At 70.8% G+C, this 20,946-nt stretch carries 18 protein-coding genes, 1 pseudogene and 1 riboswitch; of the genes and pseudogenes, 6 read left to right on the top strand and 13 right to left on the bottom strand.

All coding sequences use genetic code 11. The features are described from left to right. Positions 1-22: 22 nt before the first annotated feature. The 7 genes from ACIP67_RS20830 to ACIP67_RS20800 all read right to left on the bottom strand — a co-directional run bounded on the left by ACIP67_RS20830 (position 23) and on the right by ACIP67_RS20800 (position 8,276). On the bottom strand, positions 23-985 hold the full coding sequence (locus ACIP67_RS20830; protein WP_401693452.1) for a GlxA family transcriptional regulator: 963 nt from the start codon (positions 983-985) through the stop codon (positions 23-25). Positions 986-1,197: 212 nt separating this feature from the next. Beyond that, positions 1,198-2,211, bottom strand: a complete 1,014-nt coding sequence (locus ACIP67_RS20825; protein ID WP_401693451.1) for a ribonucleotide-diphosphate reductase subunit beta — start codon at positions 2,209-2,211, stop codon at positions 1,198-1,200. Then, a complete protein-coding gene (locus ACIP67_RS20820) occupies positions 2,211-4,562 on the bottom strand; it encodes a ribonucleoside-diphosphate reductase subunit alpha (RefSeq protein ID WP_401693450.1) in 2,352 nt (783 codons plus the stop codon). Before ACIP67_RS20820 ends, ACIP67_RS20825 begins: the two co-directional genes overlap by 1 nt. A gap of 122 nt (positions 4,563-4,684) precedes the next feature. Beyond that, positions 4,685-4,833, bottom strand: a riboswitch (cobalamin riboswitch). A gap of 40 nt (positions 4,834-4,873) precedes the next feature. Next, a complete protein-coding gene (locus tag ACIP67_RS20815) occupies positions 4,874-5,380 on the bottom strand; it encodes a GNAT family N-acetyltransferase (protein ID WP_401693448.1) in 507 nt (168 codons plus the stop codon). 81 nt (positions 5,381-5,461) lie between these two features. Further along, a complete protein-coding gene (gene mctP / locus ACIP67_RS20810; protein ID WP_401693446.1) occupies positions 5,462-7,090 on the bottom strand; it encodes a monocarboxylate uptake permease MctP in 1,629 nt (542 codons plus the stop codon). Then, positions 7,087-7,353: a DUF3311 domain-containing protein gene (locus ACIP67_RS20805; protein WP_401693445.1), complete on the bottom strand. Its 267-nt coding sequence runs from the start codon at positions 7,351-7,353 to the stop codon at positions 7,087-7,089. The genes mctP and ACIP67_RS20805 overlap by 4 nt, the downstream gene beginning before the upstream one ends. Positions 7,354-7,511: 158 nt before the next feature. After that, positions 7,512-8,276, bottom strand: coding sequence for a GntR family transcriptional regulator (locus ACIP67_RS20800; protein ID WP_401693444.1), 765 nt, complete (start codon positions 8,274-8,276; stop codon positions 7,512-7,514). Positions 8,277-8,700: 424 nt separating this feature from the next. On the opposite strand from ACIP67_RS20800, the gene ACIP67_RS20795 reads away from it, so the two are divergent. From ACIP67_RS20795 to ACIP67_RS20780, 4 genes are all read left to right on the top strand, one after another. Then, positions 8,701-9,981, top strand: a complete 1,281-nt coding sequence (locus tag ACIP67_RS20795) for an extracellular solute-binding protein (protein ID WP_401693443.1) — start codon at positions 8,701-8,703, stop codon at positions 9,979-9,981. A 77-nt stretch (positions 9,982-10,058) separates the two neighbouring features. After that, positions 10,059-11,048: a carbohydrate ABC transporter permease gene (locus ACIP67_RS20790; protein WP_401693441.1), complete on the top strand. Its 990-nt coding sequence runs from the start codon at positions 10,059-10,061 to the stop codon at positions 11,046-11,048. Further along, positions 11,045-11,881 carry a carbohydrate ABC transporter permease gene (locus tag ACIP67_RS20785; protein ID WP_401693440.1) on the top strand — a complete coding sequence of 279 codons (837 nt, stop codon included), beginning with the start codon at positions 11,045-11,047 and terminating at the stop codon, positions 11,879-11,881. The genes ACIP67_RS20790 and ACIP67_RS20785 overlap by 4 nt, the downstream gene beginning before the upstream one ends. 7 nt (positions 11,882-11,888) lie before the next feature. Then, on the top strand, positions 11,889-13,373 hold the full coding sequence (locus tag ACIP67_RS20780) for a glycoside hydrolase family 3 protein (RefSeq protein ID WP_401693439.1): 1,485 nt from the start codon (positions 11,889-11,891) through the stop codon (positions 13,371-13,373). Between the two features lie 93 nt (positions 13,374-13,466). Here the strand turns inward: ACIP67_RS20780 and nagB are convergent, their stop codons facing one another. Then, positions 13,467-14,252 carry a glucosamine-6-phosphate deaminase gene (gene nagB / locus ACIP67_RS20775; protein WP_401693437.1) on the bottom strand — a complete coding sequence of 262 codons (786 nt, stop codon included), beginning with the start codon at positions 14,250-14,252 and terminating at the stop codon, positions 13,467-13,469. Between the two features lie 642 nt (positions 14,253-14,894). On the opposite strand from nagB, the gene ACIP67_RS20770 reads away from it, so the two are divergent. Beyond that, positions 14,895-16,361: a sensor histidine kinase gene (locus ACIP67_RS20770; RefSeq protein WP_385061939.1), complete on the top strand. Its 1,467-nt coding sequence runs from the start codon at positions 14,895-14,897 to the stop codon at positions 16,359-16,361. 226 nt (positions 16,362-16,587) lie between these two features. Here the strand turns inward: ACIP67_RS20770 and ACIP67_RS20765 are convergent, their stop codons facing one another. Next, complete coding sequence (locus ACIP67_RS20765; protein ID WP_003992873.1) at positions 16,588-16,845, bottom strand: WhiB family transcriptional regulator; 258 nt, start codon at positions 16,843-16,845, stop codon at positions 16,588-16,590. A 319-nt stretch (positions 16,846-17,164) separates the two neighbouring features. Continuing rightward, the gene (locus ACIP67_RS20760; protein ID WP_401693435.1) at positions 17,165-18,133 is read right to left on the bottom strand and encodes a diacylglycerol/lipid kinase family protein; all 969 of its coding nucleotides are present in this window, start codon (positions 18,131-18,133) and stop codon (positions 17,165-17,167) included. A 148-nt stretch (positions 18,134-18,281) separates the two neighbouring features. On the opposite strand from ACIP67_RS20760, the pseudogene ACIP67_RS20755 reads away from it, so the two are divergent. Further along, positions 18,282-18,713 (top strand): annotated as a pseudogene (locus ACIP67_RS20755) (hypothetical protein); the annotation flags it as partial. A 105-nt stretch (positions 18,714-18,818) separates the two neighbouring features. On the opposite strand, the gene ACIP67_RS20750 reads toward ACIP67_RS20755, so the two are convergent. The 3 genes from ACIP67_RS20750 to ACIP67_RS20740 form a co-directional block, all read right to left on the bottom strand. Then, positions 18,819-19,985: an RNA polymerase sigma factor SigF gene (locus ACIP67_RS20750; protein ID WP_401693433.1), complete on the bottom strand. Its 1,167-nt coding sequence runs from the start codon at positions 19,983-19,985 to the stop codon at positions 18,819-18,821. After that, positions 19,982-20,395, bottom strand: a complete 414-nt coding sequence (locus ACIP67_RS20745) for an anti-sigma factor (protein WP_006136266.1) — start codon at positions 20,393-20,395, stop codon at positions 19,982-19,984. The genes ACIP67_RS20750 and ACIP67_RS20745 overlap by 4 nt, the downstream gene beginning before the upstream one ends. A gap of 270 nt (positions 20,396-20,665) precedes the next feature. Continuing rightward, entirely contained in the window at positions 20,666-20,926 is a 261-nt protein-coding gene (locus tag ACIP67_RS20740; RefSeq protein WP_389514110.1) for a UBP-type zinc finger domain-containing protein, read from the bottom strand. Positions 20,927-20,946: the final 20 nt, after the last annotated feature.

The following is a 20,946-nucleotide window of genomic DNA, read 5'->3' as shown; positions in this document are numbered from 1 at the left end:
CGGGCGCGCCTCCGGCGTACGGTCAGGCGGCCGAAGGCCCGCGGAACGTGCGCCGGTAGGCGTTCGGGGTCGTGCCCAGCGCCCGCACGAACTGGTTCCGCAGCGCCGCCGCCGTCCCGAAACCGGCGCGCCCGGCGATCGCGTCGACCGTCTCGTCCGTCGTCTCCAGCAGGTGCTGGGCGAGCAGGACGCGCTGGCGCAGGAGCCAGCGGTAGGGGGTGGTGCCGGTCTCCTGCTGGAAGCGGCGGGCGAAGGTACGCGGCGCCATGTGCGCGCGGGCCGCGAGCTGCTCGACGGTGACCTCCCGGTCGAGGTGCCGCTCCATCCAGGCGAGCACCTCGCCCACCGTGTCGCACCGCGACCGCGGCAGCGGCCGCTCTACGTACTGGGCCTGGCCGCCGTCCCGGTGCGGCGGTACGACCATCCGCCGGGCGATCCGGTTGGCGACCTCGGGTCCCTGCTCCTTGCGCACCAGGTGCAGACAGGCGTCGATCCCGGCGGCCGTGCCGGCCGACGTGATCACGGGATCGTCGTCGATGTAGAGGACGTCCGGCTCGACGCTCGTGCGCGGATACCGCCGGGCGAGCTGCTCCGCGTGCCGCCAGTGCGCCGCGCAGCGCCGCCCGTCCAGCAGCCCCGCCGCGCCCAGCACGAACACCCCGGAACAGACGCTCAGCACCCGCGTCCCGCGGTCCACGGCCCGCCGCAGCGCGTCGAGCAGCTCGGGCGGGTAGTCCCGCACCAGGTACGTCTCCCCGGCCGGCACGGCGATCAGGTCGGCGCTCTCCAGGCGTTCCAGGCCGTGCTCCGTGTGCACGCCGAAGCCCGCGGGTGTGGTCAGCGCGGGCCCCTCCGCGGAGGCGACCGCGAAGTCGTACACCGGCAGCCCCTCGTCGCTGCGGTCGAGGCCGAACACCTCGCACACCACACCGAGTTCGAAGGGGTGCACACCGTCGAGGACGACCGCGGCCACGTTCTTCAGCATGCCGCCAGTGTGCCGTGTGAGTGGCAGGAATGTGAAGGTGTGCGGCAGTCCTGCCACTGCCATGAGCGTCACGGACGCACGATGCTTACCCCCATGAACGCACTCAGCCCCTACCTCACGGTCCTGGTCCTCTTCCTCCTCCTCGCGGGTCCGGCGCTCGTGGGACTGGCCCACGAACGCCGGATCGACCGTCAACTGCGGGCGGCGAGGGCTCAGAAGTCCTCGTCGAGGTCGACCGTGCCCTCCACGGCCACCTGGTACGCCGACACCCGGCGCTCGAAGAAGTTGGTCAGCTCCTGAACGCCCTGCAACTCCATGAAGGAGAACGGGTTCTCCGAGCCGTACACCGGGGCGAAGCCGAGGCGCGTCAGGCGCTGGTCGGCGACGCACTCCAGGTACTGCCGCATCGAGTCGGTGTTCATGCCGGGGAGGCCGTCACCGCACAGGTCGCGCGCGAACTGGAGCTCGGCCTCGACGGCCTCCCGCAGCATGTCGGTGACCTGCTGCCGGAGCCGGTCGTCGAAGAGGTCCGGCTCCTCCTTGCGGACGGTGTCGACGACGTCGAACGCGAAGGACATGTGCATGGTCTCGTCCCGGAACACCCAGTTGGTGCCGGTGGCGAGGCCGTGCAGCAGGCCCCGGCTGCGGAACCAGTAGACGTACGCGAAGGCGCCGTAGAAGAACAGGCCCTCGATGCACGCGGCGAAGCAGATCAGGTTGAGCAGGAAGCGGCGCCGGTCGGACTGGGACTCCAGGCGGTCCAGCTTCTCCACCGAGTCCATCCAGCGGAAGCAGAACTCGGCCTTCTCGCGGATGGAGGGGATGCTCTCGACGGCGGCGAAGGCGGCCGCGCGGTCGTCCGGATCGGGGAGGTAGGTGTCCAGGAGGGTCAGGTAGAACTGGACGTGGACCGCTTCCTCGAAGAGCTGCCGGCTGAGGTAGAGCCGTGCCTCGGGGGAGTTGATGTGCTTGTACAGCGTCAGCACCAGGTTGTTCGCGACGATCGAGTCGCCCGTCGCGAAGAAGGCGACCAGACGGCCGATCAGGTGCTGCTCGGCCGGCGTGAGCTTGGCGAGGTCGGCCACGTCCGAGTGGAGGTCGACCTCCTCCACGGTCCAGGTGTTCTTGATGGCGTCCCGGTAGCGCTCGTAGAAGTCCGGGTAGCGCATGGGGCGCAGAGTCAGCTCGAAGCCGGGGTCGAGAAGGTTCTTTTCGGTGGAGCTCATTACTGGCAGGCCTCGCAGGACTCGGGGTTTTCCAGGGAACAGGCGACGGCGTCCTCGGGCGCCGGCTGCTGGACGGGAACGGTGGCCCGCGCGGCGCGGGCGATGCGGGTCGCCGGGCGCGAGCGCAGGTAGTACGTCGTCTTCAGGCCCGACTTCCAGGCGTACGCGTACATCGAGGAGAGCTTGCCGATGGTCGGCGTCTCCAGGAACAGGTTCAGGGACTGCGCCTGGTCCAGGTACGGGGTGCGGGCGGCGGCCATGTCGATCAGGCCGCGCTGCGGGATCTCCCAGGCGGTGCGGTAGAGGGCGCGGACGTCGGCCGGGATCCAGGTGAAGTCCTGCACCGAGCCGCCCGAGTCGCGCAGCGCCTCGCGGGTGCGCGCGTCCCAGACGCCGAGCTCCTTGAGGTCCCGCACCAGGTAGGAGTTGACCTGGAGGAACTCGCCGGACAGCGTCTCGCGCTTGAACAGGTTGGACACCTGCGGCTCGATGCACTCGTAGACGCCCGCGATGGACGCGATGGTGGCGGTCGGCGCGATGGCGAGGAGCAGGGAGTTGCGCAGACCGGTGGCGGCGATGCGCTCGCGCAGGGCCGACCAGCGGTCCGGCCAGGTGAACTCGACGCCGTAGTGGTCCGGGTGCAGGACGCCCCGGGCGGTGCGGGTCTTCTCCCAGGCCGGCAGCGGGCCGTTGCGCTCGGCGAGGTCGGCGGAGGCCTCGTACGCGGCGAGCATGACGCGCTCGGCGATCCGGGAGGAGAGGGCCTTGGCCTCGGGGGAGTCGAAGGGCAGGCGCAGCTTGAAGAAGACGTCCTGGAGGCCCATCGCGCCGAGGCCGACCGGGCGCCACCGGGCGTTGGAGCGGCCCGCCTGCTCGGTCGGGTAGAAGTTGATGTCGACGACGCGGTCGAGGAAGGTCACGGCGGTGCGGACGGTGTCGTCCAGCCGCTGCCAGTCGATGCCGTCGCCGTCGACGAAGGCGCCGAGGTTCACCGATCCCAGGTTGCAGACCGCCGTCTCCCCGTCGTCGGTGACCTCCAGGATCTCCGTGCAGAGGTTGGAGGAGTGCACGACGTGGCCCGGCGTCGCGGTCTGGTTGGCGGTGCGGTTGGCGGCGTCCTTGAAGGTCATCCAGCCGTTGCCGGTCTGCGCGAGGGTGCGCATCATCCGGCCGTACAGCTCGCGCGCCGGGATCGTCCTCCGCGCCAGGCCCGCCGCCTCGGCCCCGCGGTAGGCCGCGTCGAACTCCTCGCCCCACAGGTCCACCAGCTCGGGCACGTCGGAGGGGGAGAAGAGGGACCACTGCGCGTCGGCGTTCACCCGGCGCATGAACTCGTCGGGGACCCAGTGCGCGAGGTTCAGGTTGTGCGTACGGCGGGCGTCCTCGCCGGTGTTGTCGCGCAGCTCCAGGAACTCCTCGATGTCCGCGTGCCAGGTCTCCAGGTAGACCGCGGCCGCGCCCTTGCGCCGGCCGCCCTGGTTCACGGCGGCGACGGAGGCGTCGAGGGTCTTCAGGAACGGGACGATGCCGTTGGAGTGCCCGTTGGTGCCGCGGATGAGGGAGCCGCGGGAGCGGATCCGGGAGTACGACAGCCCGATGCCGCCGGCGTGCTTGGAGAGGCGGGCGACCTGGTGGTAGCGGTCGTAGATCGAGTCCAGCTCGTCCTTGGGGGAGTCGAGGAGGTAGCACGACGACATCTGGGGGTGCCGGGTGCCGGAGTTGAAGAGCGTGGGGGAGGAGGGGAGGTAGTCGAGGCGGCTCATCAGCCCGTAGAGCGCGGCGACCTCGTCCACGGCCCGCGCCGTGTCGTCCTCGGCGAGTCCGGCGGCGACGCGCAGCAGGAAGTGCTGGGGCGTCTCGACGACCTTGCGGGTGATCGGGTGGCGCAGGAGGTAGCGGCTGTGCAGGGTGCGCAGGCCGAAGTACCCGAAACGGTCGTCGGCGTGCGGGTCGACCAGCGCGTCGAGCCGCGCGCCGTGCAGCGTGACGAACGCGGCCGTCCGGTCGGCGATCAGCCCCTCCCGGTGTCCCACGGCGACGGACCCGGTGAAGGAGGTGACGCCCTGGGAGGCGGCCTCGGCACGGATGCCGAGGGTGAGCAGGCGGGCGGCCAGCCGGGAGTAGGCGGGGTCCTCGGAGATGAGGCCGGCGGCCGCCTCCGTGGCCAGCTCGCGCAGTTCCGTCTCGTCCGCCCGCGCGGAGCGGCCCCGCAGGGCGGCGGCGGCGACCCGGCCCGGGTCGGCGTCGGGCAGGTCGGCGGTCAGCTCGGTCAGGGTCCGCAGCAGGGCGGTACCGGGGCCGTCGGTGTCCTGCGGGGTGGCTGAAGCCGGATCGGCTGGCGCGATGGTCACGTGGGGCTCTCCCTCGCTCGGCAAGGGGCCTGGCGGAGGGCAGGGGGCAGCACACGAGCGCGCACGGCGTCGCGTCCACCGGCCCACTCCACGAGGCCCGGACGTCAAGGCACCCGAGCCGGACGGCCGGGTGCGCTGTCGGCAGGTCCTCGGACTGGACGGGTGTGCGCCATGGGTAGGGGCGCACACGAGTACACCGTTGCGGGACAGTTCCGGATTCGCACCGGATTCCCCTGCGGCGACAGCGAGCACGAGCATACATCTTGTGCTCGCCCGTCACGCCACCCCCAGATGTTGTGTTGCCGGTGATCTCAGAGCGTCAACCGGTAGGTCAGCAGAGTGAGGTCGTCCAGGTGCGGCACGGGATTCCAGTCCCGCTCGGGTGTGCGGACGAAGCCCAGCCGCTCGTAGAGCCGGTGGGCGGTGTGCATGGCCCGCTGGCTCGACAGCACGACGGCCGTGCAGCCCCGCGTGGTCCGCGCACGCTCGACACAGGCGCGCACGAGGGCCTCGCCGGCGCCCCGGCCGCGCTGCGCGCGGGCGACCGCCAGCGCGCGGATCTCGGCCTCGCCGGGGCGGGCGATGTCGGCGACGGGCCCGGGGCCCGGTACGAAGGTGACCCCGCCCAGGAGCCGGTCGCCCGCCACGGCCACGAGGACGGTGGCGGCGGCCGCCCGCGCGGCCACGTCCTTCAGCACGGGCAGGTACGCGTCGCCCTCGCCGTAGTCGAGGAGTCCGTCGTCGAGATAGGCGCGGGCGGTCAGGTCGCCGAGGCCGGCGTGTTCGGAGGGGTCCGCTTCCCGGATCCGTATGTCCATGGCGCGCAGTGTGCCCCACGCACACGACGGTGGGCCGCCGGATTTCTCCGCCGGCCCACCGGAACGGTCTCGCGGTACGCCCTAGTGGGACGTTCCGGCGGTCGCCGGCGGCAGCTCCACCTGGACGCCCGGGTCGCCGGCGTCCGCCGTGTAGTCCTCCGGGCTCGTCTCGTCGACGCCCTCCGGGGCCTTCAGCGCCTTCAGTACGAAGGTCAGGACCACCGTCACCACCACGTTCAGCACGAACGCCGTCAGACCGATGTACCCGATCTCGCCGATGCCGGGGATCTCCTTCGCCGACCCGCCGAAGTGCTTCTGGGTGGGGGAGGCCACGCCGTACGCGGCGAGCGTGCCGTAGAGCATGCCGACGGCCCAGCCCGCGAGCAGCGCCCAGCGGTGGAACCAGCGGGTGAACAGGCCGCCGACCAGGGCCGGGAAGGTCTGCAGGATCCAGATGCCGCCGAGGAGCTGGAAGTTGATGGCGACCGTCTTGTCCATCGTCAGGACGAACGCCAGGGCGCCCACCTTCACCAGCAGCGAGACCAGCTTGGAGACGCGGGTCTCCTCCTTGGGCGTCGCGTCCGGCTTGATGAAGTCCTTGTAGATGTTGCGGGTGAACAGGTTCGCGGCCGCGATGGACATGATCGCCGCCGGGACCAGCGCGCCGATGCCGATCGCGGCGAAGGCCACGCCCGCGAACCAGTCCGGGAACATGTCCTCGAACAGCTGCGGGATGGCCAGCTGCCCGTTGGTGACCTTGACCCCGGCCGCGATCGCCATGAAGCCCAGCAGGGCCAGCAGGCCGAGCATGAGGGAGTACAGCGGCAGGATCGTGGTGTTGCGGCGGATCACCTCACGGCTCCTGGAGGACAGCGTCGCGGTGATCGAGTGCGGGTACATGAAGAGCGCCAGCGCGGAGCCCAGGGCCAGCGTGGCGTACGTCCACTGACCCGCCTCGGCCGGCGCCAGCGCGCCCCGCGGCTTGCCCGTCGCCGGGTTGGTCTGCGCGAACGCGTCACCCGCCTTGGCGAAGACGTCGTCGAACCCGCCCAGCTTGATCGGGATGTAGATGATCGCCACCGCGATCACGATGTAGATCAGCGTGTCCTTCACGAACGCGATCAGGGCGGGGGCGCGCAGTCCCGACGAGTAGGTGTACGCGGCCAGCACGCCGAAGGCGAGCAGCAGCGGCAGGTCCTTGACGAACCAGTTGGTGTTCTCGCCGCCACCGACTCCCATCACGTCCAGCACGGCCTGGATGCCGACGAGCTGGAGCGCGATGTACGGCATCGTCGCGAGGATGCCGGTGACGGCCACGGCCAGCGACAGGCCCTTGGAGCCGAACCGGCCGCGCACGAAGTCCGAGGTGGTGACGTACCCGTGCTTGTGCGAGACCGACCACAGACGCGGCAGGAAGGTGAAGATCAGCGGGTAGACGAGGATCGTGTACGGGACCGCGAAGAAGCCGGACGCGCCGGCCGCGTAGATCGCCGCCGGGACCGCCACGAACGTGTAGGCCGTGTACAGGTCGCCGCCGAGCAGGAACCAGGTGATCCAGGTGCCGAACGACCGGCCGCCCAGGCCCCATTCGTCGAGGCTGTGCTCGTTCTCGGCCCTGCGCCAGCGGGCCGCGAGGAAGCCCATGACGGTCACGGCCAGGAAGAAGAGGACGAAGACGGCGAGTGCGACGCCGTTCACGTCGTTGTTCACCGGGAGGCACCCCCGTCCGAGGCCTTGCGGGTGCGCTGGTCACGCTGCCACAGCCGGTACGCGATCATCGTGAGCACGGTGGAGATCAGCACCCAGGCCATCTGGTACCAGTAGAAGAAGGGGACGCCGATCAGGGTCGGCTCCACCTTCGCGTACGAGCCGACCCAGAGCATCGCCACGAAGGGCGAGAACAGGCAGAGGGCGATGACGACGCGAACGGGCGTCACCACCGGACCTCTTGAGACGTGTGGTGCTTCCTGCATCGGGCGGCTCCATCCCCTCGTTGATCGCGCGTGCAACGCACGCGAAATGTAGGGGACGGATAAAGGTCAGCGGAAGACCTCGTCCGGATATCGGGACCTCCGCTCCTGCCCGCTCCACCCGGGCCGGGGCGCGGCGGGAGCGCGGCCGGGGCGGCCGCCTACTCCTGCGGGCGCTTCAGCCGGGCCACGAACTTGTAGCGGTCCCCCCGGTAGACGGACCGCACCCACTCCACCGGCTTGCCCTCCTTGTCCAGGGAGTGCCGGGACAGCATCAGCATCGGCAGGCCCACGTCGGTGCCGAGCAGGCCCGCCTCGCGCGGGGTGGCCAGGGAGGTCTCGATGGTCTCCTCGGCCTCCGCGAGGTGGACGTCGTAGACCTCGGCGAGGGCGGTGTAGAGGGACGTGTACTTGACCAGCGACCTGCGCAGGGCGGGGAAGCGCTTGGCCGACAGATGCGTCGTCTCGATCGCCATGGGCTCGCCGTTGGCCATGCGCAGCCGTTCGATGCGCAGCACGCGTCCGCCGGCGGTGATGTCGAGGAGCCCGGCCAGCCGGTCGTCGGCCGTGATGTAGCCGATGTCCAGGAGCTGGGAGGTGGGTTCGAGGCCCTGGGCGCGCATGTCCTCGGTGTAGGAGGTCAGTTGCAGCGCCTGGGAGACCTTCGGCTTGGCGACGAACGTGCCCTTGCCCTGGATGCGCTCCAGCCGGCCTTCGACCACCAGCTCCTGAAGGGCCTGGCGCACGGTCGTGCGCGAGGTGTCGAACTCGGCCGCGAGGGTCCGCTCGGGCGGCACGGGGGTGCCGGGCGACTGGGTCTCCGTCATGTCGAGCAGGTGCTTCTTCAGGCGGTAGTACTTGGGCACGCGCGCGGTACGGACGGTAGCCCCACCCTCGTTCTCCGCACGGCTGACGTCGGTGCTCATGGCCTGCCTTCCCGGCTCCGGGTGCCGAACGGCCGACATCCCCGTCGGCCGCGGCTCACATCGTGGCACGGGTTCGTGGGCGGGGTGACCGGTGCGGGTGACCTCGCACGCTCCGTGATCCTCTCTGTATACCCGCGGGAACTCGTCTTGGTCTAGTCCAGCACGCCGTCGGAGGGCGGTGGTCCGTGCCGTGCGGGGGCCTTCGGCGGGTGCCCCGGAAATTGAAAAGTCCCTGCATATCGCGGTCGCGTAACGGACGACTCGGCGCCTGTGAAGCACCCTTGACAGCCCTATGGGGCTGAGCCAAGCTCCCCGTACTGGTCTACACCATTGGTCCAGGTCCTGGCCCCACGGACGGTACGCGTTGACGCTCGACCGCGGCGGGGAGGCAGGGGGGTTTTGTGGCATCCCTGAGGAGGATGGCGTGAAGCGCAAGCTGACAGCCGCGATCGGTATCGCGGGCATGATGGTCTCCATCGCGGCGTGCGGGGACAGTGGCGACGGGGGCTCGGACAAGGGCGCCGAGGCCAAGGAGCTGACGGTCTGGCTCACCGTCGACGCCCAGAACAACTGGCCCGAGCTGGTGAAGGCCGCCGACGCGGCGGTGCAGAAGAAGCACCCCGGCCTCAAGATCGACCACGAGTACTACGGCTGGCCGGACAAGAACGCCAAGCTCGACGCGGTCCTCGCCACCGACAAGGCCCCCGACGTCGTCGAGATGGGCAACACCGAGATGCTCGGCTACATGGTCAAGGGCGCCTTCGCCCCCCTCGACGCCTCGCAGTTCGACAACTCCTCCGCCTGGCTGGACGGCCTCAAGGCCTCGGTGACCTACGAGGACAAGACCTACGGCGTCCCCTACTACGCCGGCGGCCGCGTCGGCAACTGGCGCAAGGACCTCTTCGCCGCCGCGGGCGTGAAGACCGCCCCGACCACCTACGCCGAGCTGACCGCCGCCCTGGACAAGGTCCAGAAGAAGGAGGGCGACACCTTCAGCGCCTGGTACCAGCCCACCCGCGACTGGTACGCGGCCATGTCCTTCGTCTACGACGCAGGCGGCTCCATCGCGGCCGAGTCGGGCGGCCAGTGGAAGGCCAACCTCTCCTCGCCGGAGTCCCTCAAGGGCCTCAACGAGTTCAAGAAGATCGTCGACACCTACATGCACGGCGACAAGACCAAGGACGAGTCCGACCGCTACATCGTCTACGGCCAGGGCAAGTCCGGCATGATCTTCGCCCCCGCCTGGGAGGGCGCCACCGCGGCGGCCCCGGAGAACGACAAGACGGGCAAGCTCAAGGACAACGTCGAGAACTTCGTGCTGCCCGGCCCGTCCGGCAAGAACCTCCCGGTCTTCCTGGGCGGCTCCGACCTGGCCGTGCCGGTGAAGTCGGACGCACAGGACCTCGCCGCCGAGTGGATCAACGCCTTCACCGGCCCCTCCGGCCAGAAGGGCCTGATGGCCAAGGGCAACCTGCCCAACAACAAGACCGACCTCGCGACCCTCAAGAACGACCCGGCGACGGCCGTCCCGGCCACCGCCGCCGAGTCCAACTGGTTCGTCCCGATGGCCCCCGGCTGGGGCCAGGTCGAGAAGGCCCAGGTGCTGCAGACCATGCTGCAGAACATCGGCACCGGCAAGAAGACGGTCGAGGAGGCCGCGAAGGAGGCGGACGCCGCGATCGACAAGGTCATCAACACCAAGTGACCTGAGAGCAGGGCCCCGCCCCCTGGGGCCGGGGCCCTGCTTCCCGGACGACCGAGGGACCGCTGAGGAGCGCGCGGATGAGTGCCGCAGACACGACCACCCCTGCCAAGGTGCCGCCGACGCGGCCCGCACCCCCACCACGGGCCGGCGTGCGAAAGCCACCGGGACGGCGGGGCGCGGCCGGCGCCGGCACTCCCTGGCTGCTGCTCGCGCCCTGTCTGCTGGTCCTCGCGCTGGTGATGGGCTATCCGCTGGTCCGCCTGGTCACCCTGTCCTTCCAGAAGTTCGGCCAGTCCCAGCTCTGGGGCTTCCAGCCCGCCGAGTCCGTCGGCTTCGACAACTTCTCGGGCGTGCTGGGCGACGGCGAGTTCTGGCAGGTCGTCCTGCGCACGATCGTCTTCGCCGCCGGCTGCGTGATCCTCACGATGGTCCTCGGCATGCTGACAGCGCTGCTCCTCCAGCGGGTCTCCGGCTGGGTGAAGACCCTGGTCAACATCGCCCTGGTGGCCAGCTGGGGGATGCCGGTCATCGTCGCCACCACCGTCTTCAAATGGCTGTTCGACTCCGACTACGGCATCCTCAACGCGGTCCTGAGCAGGCTCCCCGGGGTCGAGCTGATCGGCCACAACTGGTTCGCGAGCGGACCGCAGGGCCTGGCCGTCATCATGCTGCTGGTGATCTGGGGCGCGGTGCCGTTCGTCGTGATCACCCTCAGCGCCGGCCTCACCCAGGTCCCGGCCGAACTGGAGGAGGCCGCCCGCCTCGACGGCGCCGGCGCCTGGGGCGTCTTCCGGTACGTCACCCTGCCCATCCTGAAACCGGTCGTCGTGATGCTCACGACCCTGTCGGTCATCTGGGACATGGGCGTCTTCCCGCAGGTCTTCGTGATGCGGGGCGGCCACCCGGAGCCCGAGTTCCAGCTGCTGACGACGTACTCCTACGACCGCGCCTTCGTCGTCAACGACTATGGGCAGGGCTCGGCGATCGCCCTGATCACCGTGCTGCTCCTGCTCGGGGTGGTCGCCGTCTACATGCGCCAGATGCTGAAGATCGGAGAGGTCGAATGAGTACGGTGTCCGCTCCGAGGCGGTCGAAGCCCGGCTGGAACCTCCTCGGTCTCCTGGTCTTCGCCGTCGCCGGCTTCCCCGTCTACTGGATGCTCAACACGGCGTTCAAACCGGCGAAGGACGCCATCGACCCCGAGCCGAGCCTGCTGCCGACCGGCGTGACCTTCGCCAACTTCGGCCGGGCGCTGGACATCGCCGACTTCTGGGGCCCGGTCGGGCGCAGCCTGGCCGTCTCCCTGACGGTCGTCGCGATCGGCGTCGCCGTCGGCATGCTCGCCGCCCTCGCCATCTCCCGGTTCGCCTTCCGGGGCCGCAAGATCGTGATCGTGGGCATCCTGGCCGTGCAGATGGTCCCGCTGGTCGCCATGATCATCCCGGTCTTCCTGCTCCTGAACGACCTGAACCAGTACGACAGGCTGTCCGGCCTGATCATCACCTATCTGACCTTCATCCTCCCGTTCACGGTGTGGACCCTGCGCGGCTTCATCGTCAACATCCCCAAGGAACTGGAGGAGTCCGCGATGGTCGACGGCTGCACCCGCACCGGCGCCTTCGTCCGCGTCGTCTTCCCGCTCCTGGCCCCCGGCATGGTCGCCACCTCGGTCTACGCCTTCATCCAGGCCTGGAACGAGTACCTCTACGCCCTGATGCTGCTCAGCCAGAAGAACCAGACCGCGACCGTCTGGCTCGGCAACTTCACCACCAAGCACGGCACCGAGTACGCCCCGATGATGGCCGGCGCCACCATGATGGCCGTCCCGATCGTCGCCCTGTTCCTCCTCGTCCAGCGCAAGATGGCCGCGGGTCTCACCGCGGGCGCGGTGAAGGGATGACGCACCGATGACGACCATCGCCAGCGGCACCGACACGCTCACCCGGGACGCCCTGACCGTCCTCCAGCCCGGCTTCCCCGGCACCACCGCCCCCGACTGGCTGCTGCGCCGCCTCGGCGAGGGCCTGGCCTCGGTCGGCCTGTTCGGCCGCAACATCGCCTCCCCGGACCAACTCGCCGCCCTCACCGCACAGCTGCGCGCCGAACGGGACGACGTCCTGGTCGCGATCGACGAGGAGGGCGGAGACGTCACCCGCCTGGAGGGGCGCACCGGCTCCTCCTTCCCCGGCAACCACGCGCTGGGCGCGGTGGACGACGTGGACCTGACCCGCCGGGTCGCCCACGAGCTGGGCCGCCGGCTCGCGGAGTGCGGGGTGAACCTCAACTGGGCCCCGTCGGCGGACGTGAACTCCGACCCGGCGAACCCGGTGATCGGCGTCCGTTCCTTCGGGGCCGACCCCGGCCTGGTCGCCCGGCACACCGCCGCCTACGTCACCGGCCTCCAGTCGGCCGGCGTGGCGGCCTGCACCAAGCACTTCCCGGGCCACGGCGACACGGCCGTCGACTCCCACCACGCGCTGCCGCGCATCGACGTGCCGGCGGCCGTCCTCCCGGACCGTGAGCTGATCCCCTTCCGGGCGGCCATCGGCGCCGGCACCCGGGCGGTCATGAGCGCCCACATCCTGGTCCCGGCCCTGGACCCGGTCCGCCCCGCGACACTGTCCCGCCGCATCCTCACCGGCCTCCTCCGCGAGGAACTCGGCTACGACGGTCTGATCGTCACCGACGGCATGGAGATGCGGGCCGTCGCCGGCACCTACGGCATCGAGCGCGGCAGCGTCCTCGCGATCGCCGCCGGAGCGGACGCCATCTGCGTGGGCGGCGGCCTCGCCGACGACGAGACGGTACGCCGGCTGCGCGACGCCCTGACCACCGCGGTGCGCACCGGGGAACTCCCCGAGGAGCGCCTGGCCGACGCGGCGCGGCGGGTACGGGCCCTGGCCCGCTGGACGGCCTCGGCACCCACCGCGGCCGACGAGGCGGAACGGGACGTCGGCCTGGCCGCCGCCCGCCGTGCCCTGCGCGTCACCGGCGCCGACGGCTTCACCCCGCTCACCGAGGCCCCCTACGTCGCCGCCCTCACCCCCGTCGCCAACATCGCCGTCGGCGACGAGACGCCGTGGGGTGTGGCCGCCGAGCTCGCCCGACTCCTGCCCGGCACCGGGACGGGCAGCTTCGCCGGCGAGCACGCGGGGCGCGCGGCGCTGGCCGCGGCGGGGGAGCGGCGCATCGTGGCCGTGGTCCGCGACGAACACCGCCACCCGTGGATGGCGGCGGCCCTGGACACGCTCCTCGCCGCCCGCCCCGACACGCTCGTCGTCGAGATGGGCGTCCCCCAGGCGGCTCCCCGCGGCGCCCTCCACCTCGCCACCCACGGCGCGGCCCGGGTCTGCGGCCGGGCGGCGGCGGAGGTCATCGCGGGCGCCCGGTGACCCACCGGTCCGCCGCACGCCGAAGGCGCCGGCCGGGAGGGGACCGGCGCCTTCGGCGTGCGCGCGGGCCGGTGCCGGGTGTGCGGGCAGGCCCTAGATGCCCTGCCACTCCGGCTTGTTCGCGTACGTGTGCCGGAAGTACTCGGCGAGCTTCAGCTTGGACGCGGCGGTTTCGTCGGCGACGACCGTGGCGTGCGGGTGCAGCTGGAGCGCGGAGGCCGGGCAGACCGCGGCGACCGGCCCTTCGACGGTCGCCGCGACCGCGTCCGCCTTGCCCTCGCCCGTCGCGAGCAGCACCAGGTGCCGCGCCTCCAGGATGGTGCCGATGCCCTGCGTGATGACGTGGTGCGGGACCTGCTCGATGGCACCGTCGAAGAACCGGGCGTTGTCGACGCGGGTCTGCTCGGTCAGCGTCTTGATCCGGGTCCGCGAGGCCAGCGAGGAGCACGGCTCGTTGAACCCGATGTGCCCGTCGGTGCCGATGCCGAGCAGTTGCAGATCGACCCCGCCGGCCTCGGCCAGCGTCCGGTCGTACGCCTCGCACGCCGCCGGGACGTCCTGGGCCGTGCCGTCGGGGCCGAGGAACGCGTCCATGCCGATGCCGAGCGGCTCCAGCACCTCCCGCCGCAGCACGGAGCGGTAGGACTCCGGATGGTCGGCGGGCAGCCCCACGTACTCGTCGAGCTGGGCGATCCGCGCCCGTGAGGTGTCCGCGGCACCGGAGCGCACCCTGGCCGCGAGCGCCCGGTAGACCGGCAGCGGGGTGGACCCGGTGGCCACGCCGAGCAGGGCGTCGGGCTTGCGCCGCAGGAGGTGGGCCATGGCCTCGGCGATGAGCTCGCCGCCCGACCTGGCATCCGGAACGATGACAACTTCCACGCTGGGCCTGCCGTTCTGGAAAGAGAGCTGAAGGGCTGGAAGGAGGAGCTGGAGAGGACTCGACACAGGCGACCGAAAGGCTATGTGGTTTAGACCAATTTAGCAGAGAGGGGCCTCGTGGGCACGGCGCACGACGGCGGCCGGCCGGTGTGCGTGGCACCCTCCGGCGCACGCGGGCGGGGGTGCGGCGGCGCGAGCGGGAGGAAGTCGACACGTTCGCGGAAATTGCCCCGCCCAACCGCCCCGCAGAGCAACCCGCACAGGCTAGGCTGCGGTGTGGATACTAGGGCGTCCGACTAGTCCCCCGATTCGGGCCGCGGGTACGCTGACCGATTCCGGCGCATCACCTCCGGCGCATGGACACAGACAAGTGGTCTAGTCCACAATCGAGTGGACGTCGTGCGAAGGAGCACCACCGCACTTCCGCCTTCCCCGCACAGGAGGGCGGACGGAGGATCCGGAGCTCTCTGCCCTGACTGCCCCGGCTCCTCACCTTTCGGCCGACCGGGACCGCACACCCCACGGCCGGGATTGCTCCGGGCTGCGGTGCCGGGAGGGTTGAGGGTCCCTCTCAGGCGCCGCGGCCCGCGGGTGTTTTCCGGCCGGGTCCGGCGCACGGGTACGCTCGCAGACGTGCCCTCCATGAACGAACTCGTACGCCAGCACACCGCACTCGGCGACTCCGACCTCGAGTGGCTCCACCTGCTGGTCTCGGAGTGGCAGCTGCTCTCCGACCTCTCCTTCGCCGACCTGGTCCTGTGGGTCCCCACCCGCGACGGCACCCGCTACGTCTCCGTCGCCCAGATGCGCCCCAACACCGGCCCCACCTCCTACCAGGACGACATGGTCGGTCACCTCGTGCCCCGCGGCCGCCGCCCCCTGCTGGACGCCGCCCTCGACGAGGGCCGGATCGTGCGCGAGGGCGACCCGGAGTGGCGCGAGGAAGTCCCCGTCCGGGTCGAGTCCATCCCCGTCCGGCGGGAGGGCCGTGTCCTCGGCGTCATCGCCCGCAACACCAACCTGCTCACCGTGCGCACCCCGAGCCGTCTGGAGCTGACCTACCTCCAGAGCGCCTCCGACCTCGCGCAGATGATCGCGGCCGGTTCCTTCCCGTTCCCCGACCAGCAGATGGACATGGACGCGGCCCCCCGGGTCGGCGACGGCCTGATCCGCCTCGACGCGGACGGCATCGTCCAGTACGCCTCCCCGAACGCGCTGTCCGCCTACCACCGCATGGGCCTCGCCTCCGACCTGGTCGGACAGCACCTCGGCCAGATCACCGCCGAACTCGCCCCGACCCGGGGCCCGGTGGACGAGGCGCTCGCCAAGGTCGCCAGCGGCTGGGCGCCCCGCGAGTTCGAGATCGAGGCCCACGACGGGGTCATCCAGTTCCGTGCGATCCCGCTCAAGCCCAAGGGTGCCCGCATCGGCTCCCTGGTCCTCCTCCGGGACGTCACGGAACTGCGACGCCGCGAGCGGGAGTTGATCACCAAGGACGCCACCATCCGGGAGATCCACCACCGGGTGAAGAACAACCTCCAGACGGTGGCGGCCCTGCTGCGCCTCCAGGCCCGGCGCATCGAGTCCGAGCGGGGCCGGGAGGCCCTGGAGGAGGCCGTGCGCCGGGTCGGCTCGATCGCCATCGTCCACGAGACGCTGTCCCAGAACCTGGACGAGCGGGTGGAGTTCGACGAGATCGCCGACCGTGTCCTCGCCATGGTGGCGGAGATCTCCCCGGGCAAGGTCACCGGCCGCCGCAGCGGACGCTTCGGCATCCTGGACGCGGAGGTCGCCACCCCGCTCTCCATGGTCCTCACCGAGATCCTCCAGAACGCGCTGGAGCACGGGTTCCGTGAGGGCGACACCGGCACCGTCGAGGTCTCCGCCGTCCGGGGCGGCTCCACCAAGGAGGCCCGACTGCTGGTCACCGTCCAGGACGACGGCGTCGGCCTGCCCGCCGGCTTCGACCCGCACACCTCCGGCAACCTCGGCCTGCAGATCGTACGGACGCTGGTCGAAGGGGAGTTGGGCGGCACCTTCGACATGGTCCCGGCGCCGGAGCGCGGCACCCAGGTCATCCTGGACATCCCGGTGCAGGCCCAGAAGTAGGGCCGGGCGCAGAGGCAGAGGCAGAGGCAGGGGGCCGGGTGCAGAAGCAGGGCCTGGCCCCGGGGTGCACAGCACGAAGCCCCGGACCGTTCCAGGTCCGGGGCTCGAATGCTCGTTGCCAGCGATTGCTGCGCATCGGGGGTACTGCGCGCTGCGGCTCGGGGGCGGGAGTTGCGTACTCGCTGTACGCGCCGCCAAGCTCAGGCTGTGTGCGGGGCGGGTGTTGTCAGGCGGAGGCCTGACGGGCCCGGTTGCGGGCGGCGCGGCGCTTCATCGCGCGGCGCTCGTCCTCGCTGAGACCACCCCAGACGCCGGAGTCCTGGCCGGACTCGAGCGCCCACTGCAGACACTGCTCGATAACGGGGCAGCGACGGCAGACGGCCTTGGCTTCCTCGATCTGCAGCAGCGCAGGACCGGTGTTGCCGATGGGGAAGAAGAGCTCGGGGTCTTCCTCGCGGCAAACGGCGTTGTGACGCCAGTCCATGGCTGCTACCTCTCCTTGGTAATACGTGCAAGTTGCTTGTGAATGTGAACGCTTTCACGAATCCCTCAACAAGTGAAGGGCCACCAGCCAGGTTTCCTGGCGTGGTCCTGTGGATTGAAGAGGGGTTCCGGTGATCAGTGGAGGCTGGTTCTGCGGGCCGTCCCGATCGCCACGTAGAGACTCGCAAACCTCAGCGGCGGATACAACCCCTTCCGGAAAGTTTTTTTTGATTCCTCGGTGTCGACTAGGTCACAGCCGTACTTCCATGGGGTGGATCCTGGCCTAAACGTTCGAGTGAAAGGACTTCAGCCCTTTCTGCTCACACAATCACACGCAGTGCACGGCGTACGCCTGTGAACGTCACGCTGGTGCGCAGCCCCAGGTGGTCACCGTCCATCTGGAGAGGGAGCGGCGCCTTCGAATGCAAGGTGAACTGGTCCAGGTCGTGCAGTGAGACGGCGTGCTTGCCATGGGGGCCCCGCTCGGGGGACGAAGTGAGCAACTGCGTCCCATACCGGACAACCGCGGCGGTGGACAGGCGGCTGAGACCGAATACGTCGAGCCCGGTATCGAACGAGGCCTTAGGTGACGCGTACACCGGGCGATTGCCCAGATAGGTCCACGGAGCCGTGTTGCAGACGATGGACAGCACCAAATCGGTCACCGGCTCGGCGCCCGGACGCTCCAGGGTGATCGAGCCGTGCCGGCGCTGCGGTTCGCCCAGGAGCTGACGCACGGCCTGGCGGACGTAGAGAGCGTGTGTGGATTTCCTGCCGCGTTCGCGGTGCTGCTCGACCCGGCCCACCACACCCGCGTCGAAGCCGAGTCCGGCGTTGAAGGTGAACCAGCGGCCCGGCACCGCCTCGTCCTCCGTGCCGGGCGTGCCCGAGGTCAGCCCCAGCCCGACCGTGCGCTCCCGGCCCTCGCGCAGCGCGTCCAGCAGGGCGCCGGTCGCCTCCACGGGATCGTTGGGCAGACCGAGGGCGCGGGCGAAGACGTTGGTGGAGCCGCCGGGGACCACGGCGAGACCGGGCAGGCGCTCGGGGTCGGGCCCGGCGTGCAGCAGGCCGTTGACCACCTCGTTGATCGTGCCGTCGCCGCCCAGGGCGACGACCATGTCTATGTCCTCGCTCTGCGCCGCCTGCCGGCCCAGATCGCGCGCGTGCCCCCGGTACTCGGTGGTGACCGCCTCGAGCTTCATCTCGCTCGCGAGCGCGTGGATGAGGACGTCGCGCGTCCGTGCACTCGTAGTGGTTGCTGCCGGGTTGACCACGAGAAGTGCACGCATGGAGGGCAGCGTACCTACTGGGTGGTACCCGGGCCCAGGCCGTTCGGAGATCGGGTGGGGGAGCCCGCCGTGAGCCTCGACACGGACGGGTCCCGGCCCTGTGCGGGTACCCGCGGGCGTGCCCGCACGTGCGGGCTACCCTTCAGGGGTGAGCAGTGAGCAGACCCCCGCCGCCCCCGAAACCGCAGGCCCCCGCCCGCGCCGTCTGACGTACGCCGCCGGGCTCACCGCCCTGGAGGGGCTGGCGCTGCTCGTCGGCGGTGTGTGGGTGCTCGTCCTCGGGATCACCGGGGATCCGGACGACCGGCAGCAGGCCGTCACCGGCGGGGTGACGCTGATGGTGCTCGCGCTGCTGCCGCTGCTCGCCGCCCGCGGACTGCTGGGCCGTCGCGGCTGGAGCCGGGGTCCGGCCGTCATCACGCAGATCATCGCGCTGCCCGTCGCCTACAACCTGCTGCAGGCCGACAGCATGGCGATCCCGGCCGGGATCGCGCTGGCGGTCGTGGCGGTCGCGGCGCTGGTGCTGCTCGTCAACGGTGAGACGACCCGGGCCCTCGGGATCCGGGGGCCCGGCGATGCGCGGATCCCGGAGCACGCGGAGAACTCACCGAACCCGGGGAACGCGCGGAACAAGGGCGACGGCCCGAAGCCGGAGAACGCCCGGAAGCGGAAGTAGGGCCGAACCCTACTCCTCCACGAGCAGTTTCTCCCGCAGCTGCGCCAGTGTCCGGGCCAGCAGGCGCGAGACGTGCATCTGGGAGATGCCGACCTCCTGCGCGATCTGCGACTGGGTCATGTTGCCGAAGAAGCGCAGCAGCAGGATCCGCTTCTCCCGGGGCGGAAGGTCCTCCAGCAGCGGTTTGAGCGACTCGCGGTACTCGACGCCCTCCAGCGCCTCGTCCTCCGCGCCCAGCGTGTCCGCCACGGCCGGGGACTCGTCGTCGGTGTCGGGGACGTCGAGGGACAGCGTGGAGTACGCGTTGGCGGACTCCAGGCCCTCCAGGACCTCCTCCTCCGAGATCGCCAGTTTCTCGGCGAGCTCGTGGACGGTGGGGGAGCGGCCGTGCAGCTGGGACAGCTCGGCCGTCGCCGTCGTCAGCGCGAGCCGCAGCTCCTGGAGTCTGCGCGGCACCCGCACCGCCCAGCCCTTGTCGCGGAAGTGCCGCTTGATCTCGCCGACGACCGTCGGGGTCGCGTACGTGGAGAACTCCACTCCGCGGTCCGGGTCGAAGCGGTCGACCGACTTGATCAGCCCGATGGTGGCGACCTGCGTGAGGTCGTCCAGCGGCTCACCGCGGTTGCGGAAGCGGCGCGCGAGGTGCTCGACGAGCGGCAGGTGCATGCGGACCAGCTGGTTGCGCAGCTCCGCGTACTCCGGGCTGCCCTCCCTCAGGGAGCGCAGCTCGAGGAACATCGCCCGTGCCCCGCTGCGGTCCTGCGGTGCGCGCTCCTGCGGTGCGCGCTCCTGCGGTGCGCGCTCCTGAGGCACGCGAACCTGCGGTGCGCGCTCCTGGGTCGCGTGCCGTGTCCCCGGCACGCCCTGGTCGTCGTCTCGCTCGTGCTCGCTCATCGTCCCGCCCGTCGCCCTCTGTCGAGCCCTCGCCTCCGCCCGGCCGGGGGTCGCCCCGATCCGCCTCTCCCGAGGTGAGCCCTGAACGGCACTGTCCGGGGAGCCGGCCGGCGCGGAGGACACGTCGTCCTCCGGGTGCGGCCGGGCCTGCTCGGGAATGCCGTCGACACCGTCCGTCATGCGTCGGGAACCGCCCGGCGAGACCGGATTCCCGGCGCTCTCGGCCGGCAGCTCCCGTGTGCCGCGCTCTTCGTCCCGCACCGGACCGTCCCCGTTCCTCACGCCGGCCCGGGTCCCGCGCCGCGCTGTTTGTAGAGGCTGATCGAAACGGTTCTGTCCTCGTCCACGGCGGAGGAGACCTTGCCGGCCAGGGCGGACAGCACGGTCCAGGCGAAGGTGTCGCGCGAGGGCGCGTGGCCGTCGGTGGTCGGCGCCGAGACGGTGACCTCCAGCGAATCGTCGACCAGGCGGAAGACGCAGCTGAGCACAGAGCCGGGCACGGCCTGCTGGAGCAGGATCGCGCATGCCTCGTCCACCGCGATGCGCAGGTCCTCGATCTCGTCCAGGGTGAAGTCCAAACGGGCCGCGAGGCCGGCCGTGGCCGTCCGCAGCACCGACAGGTAGGCACCCGCAGCCGGCAGCCGGACTTCCACGAAGTCCTGGGTCGCGGGCTCGCCTGCGATCTGGGACACCCTCACCTCCAAGGTGGTACAAGTCTTCGGGGGCCGAGGGTCGCCCCCCGGGGTAACGCGTGTGTGGTGCAGCGGTGACGCTACCGCGCCCTCAAGTGTCCTGTCCCGGGACCCCAACCCCCTGGCGTCACTCACAGTAAAGCTGTGAACACGCTCCGTGTCTAGGGGGTCTGCGGACCCAAAAGGGATGAGGGTGCGCCGGGTTGACGTACCCAGGCGTCCGATGCCCGAACCGTACCCGCCGGACGGCCGGACCGTCCCGGGCGCCCCTCAGACGAGGACATGGTCGACGAAACACCAGCGCCAGTCCTCGCCGGGTTCGAAGGTCCGCATGACCGGGTGGCCGGAGTCCTTGTGGTGCCCCGTGGCGTGGCGGCCCGGCGAGGAGTCGCAGCAGCCCACGTGGCCGCACGTCAGACACAGCCGCAACTGCACCGGGTGGGTGCCGTCCCGCAGGCACTCCGTACAGGTCTCGCTGAGCGGAACCGGATCGGGGTGCGGCAGCGCGTCGGCGTGCGTGCACTGTTTCATGATTGCCAGATTACGACGGG

It is taken from the genome of Streptomyces sp. NPDC088812, assembly GCF_044750285.1.
Lineage (GTDB): Bacteria > Actinomycetota > Actinomycetes > Streptomycetales > Streptomycetaceae > Streptomyces.
Note: the sequence above shows the minus strand (reverse complement) of the source record. Positions and strands in the feature narration are given on the sequence as shown.

What these genes read in the sequence shown, in the direction of transcription:
- ACIP67_RS20805 (WP_401693445.1), bottom strand. Translation starts at nt 7,353, where the DNA reads ATGCAGGAAGCACCACACGTCTCAAGAGGTCCGGTGGTGACGCCCGTT.
- ACIP67_RS20760 (WP_401693435.1), bottom strand. Translation starts at nt 18,133, where the DNA reads ATGCGTGCACTTCTCGTGGTCAACCCGGCAGCAACCACTACGAGTGCA.
- ACIP67_RS20740 (WP_389514110.1), bottom strand. Translation starts at nt 20,926, where the DNA reads ATGAAACAGTGCACGCACGCCGACGCGCTGCCGCACCCCGATCCGGTT.
- ACIP67_RS20815 (WP_401693448.1), bottom strand. Translation starts at nt 5,380, where the DNA reads ATGGACATACGGATCCGGGAAGCGGACCCCTCCGAACACGCCGGCCTC.
- ACIP67_RS20830 (WP_401693452.1), bottom strand. Translation starts at nt 985, where the DNA reads ATGCTGAAGAACGTGGCCGCGGTCGTCCTCGACGGTGTGCACCCCTTC.
- ACIP67_RS20825 (WP_401693451.1), bottom strand. Translation starts at nt 2,211, where the DNA reads ATGAGCTCCACCGAAAAGAACCTTCTCGACCCCGGCTTCGAGCTGACT.
- ACIP67_RS20780 (WP_401693439.1), top strand. Translation starts at nt 11,889, where the DNA reads ATGACGACCATCGCCAGCGGCACCGACACGCTCACCCGGGACGCCCTG.
- ACIP67_RS20765 (WP_003992873.1), bottom strand. Translation starts at nt 16,845, where the DNA reads ATGGACTGGCGTCACAACGCCGTTTGCCGCGAGGAAGACCCCGAGCTC.
- ACIP67_RS20785 (WP_401693440.1), top strand. Translation starts at nt 11,045, where the DNA reads ATGAGTACGGTGTCCGCTCCGAGGCGGTCGAAGCCCGGCTGGAACCTC.
- ACIP67_RS20800 (WP_401693444.1), bottom strand. Translation starts at nt 8,276, where the DNA reads ATGAGCACCGACGTCAGCCGTGCGGAGAACGAGGGTGGGGCTACCGTC.
- ACIP67_RS20770 (WP_385061939.1), top strand. Translation starts at nt 14,895, where the DNA reads ATGAACGAACTCGTACGCCAGCACACCGCACTCGGCGACTCCGACCTC.
- ACIP67_RS20790 (WP_401693441.1), top strand. Translation starts at nt 10,059, where the DNA reads ATGAGTGCCGCAGACACGACCACCCCTGCCAAGGTGCCGCCGACGCGG.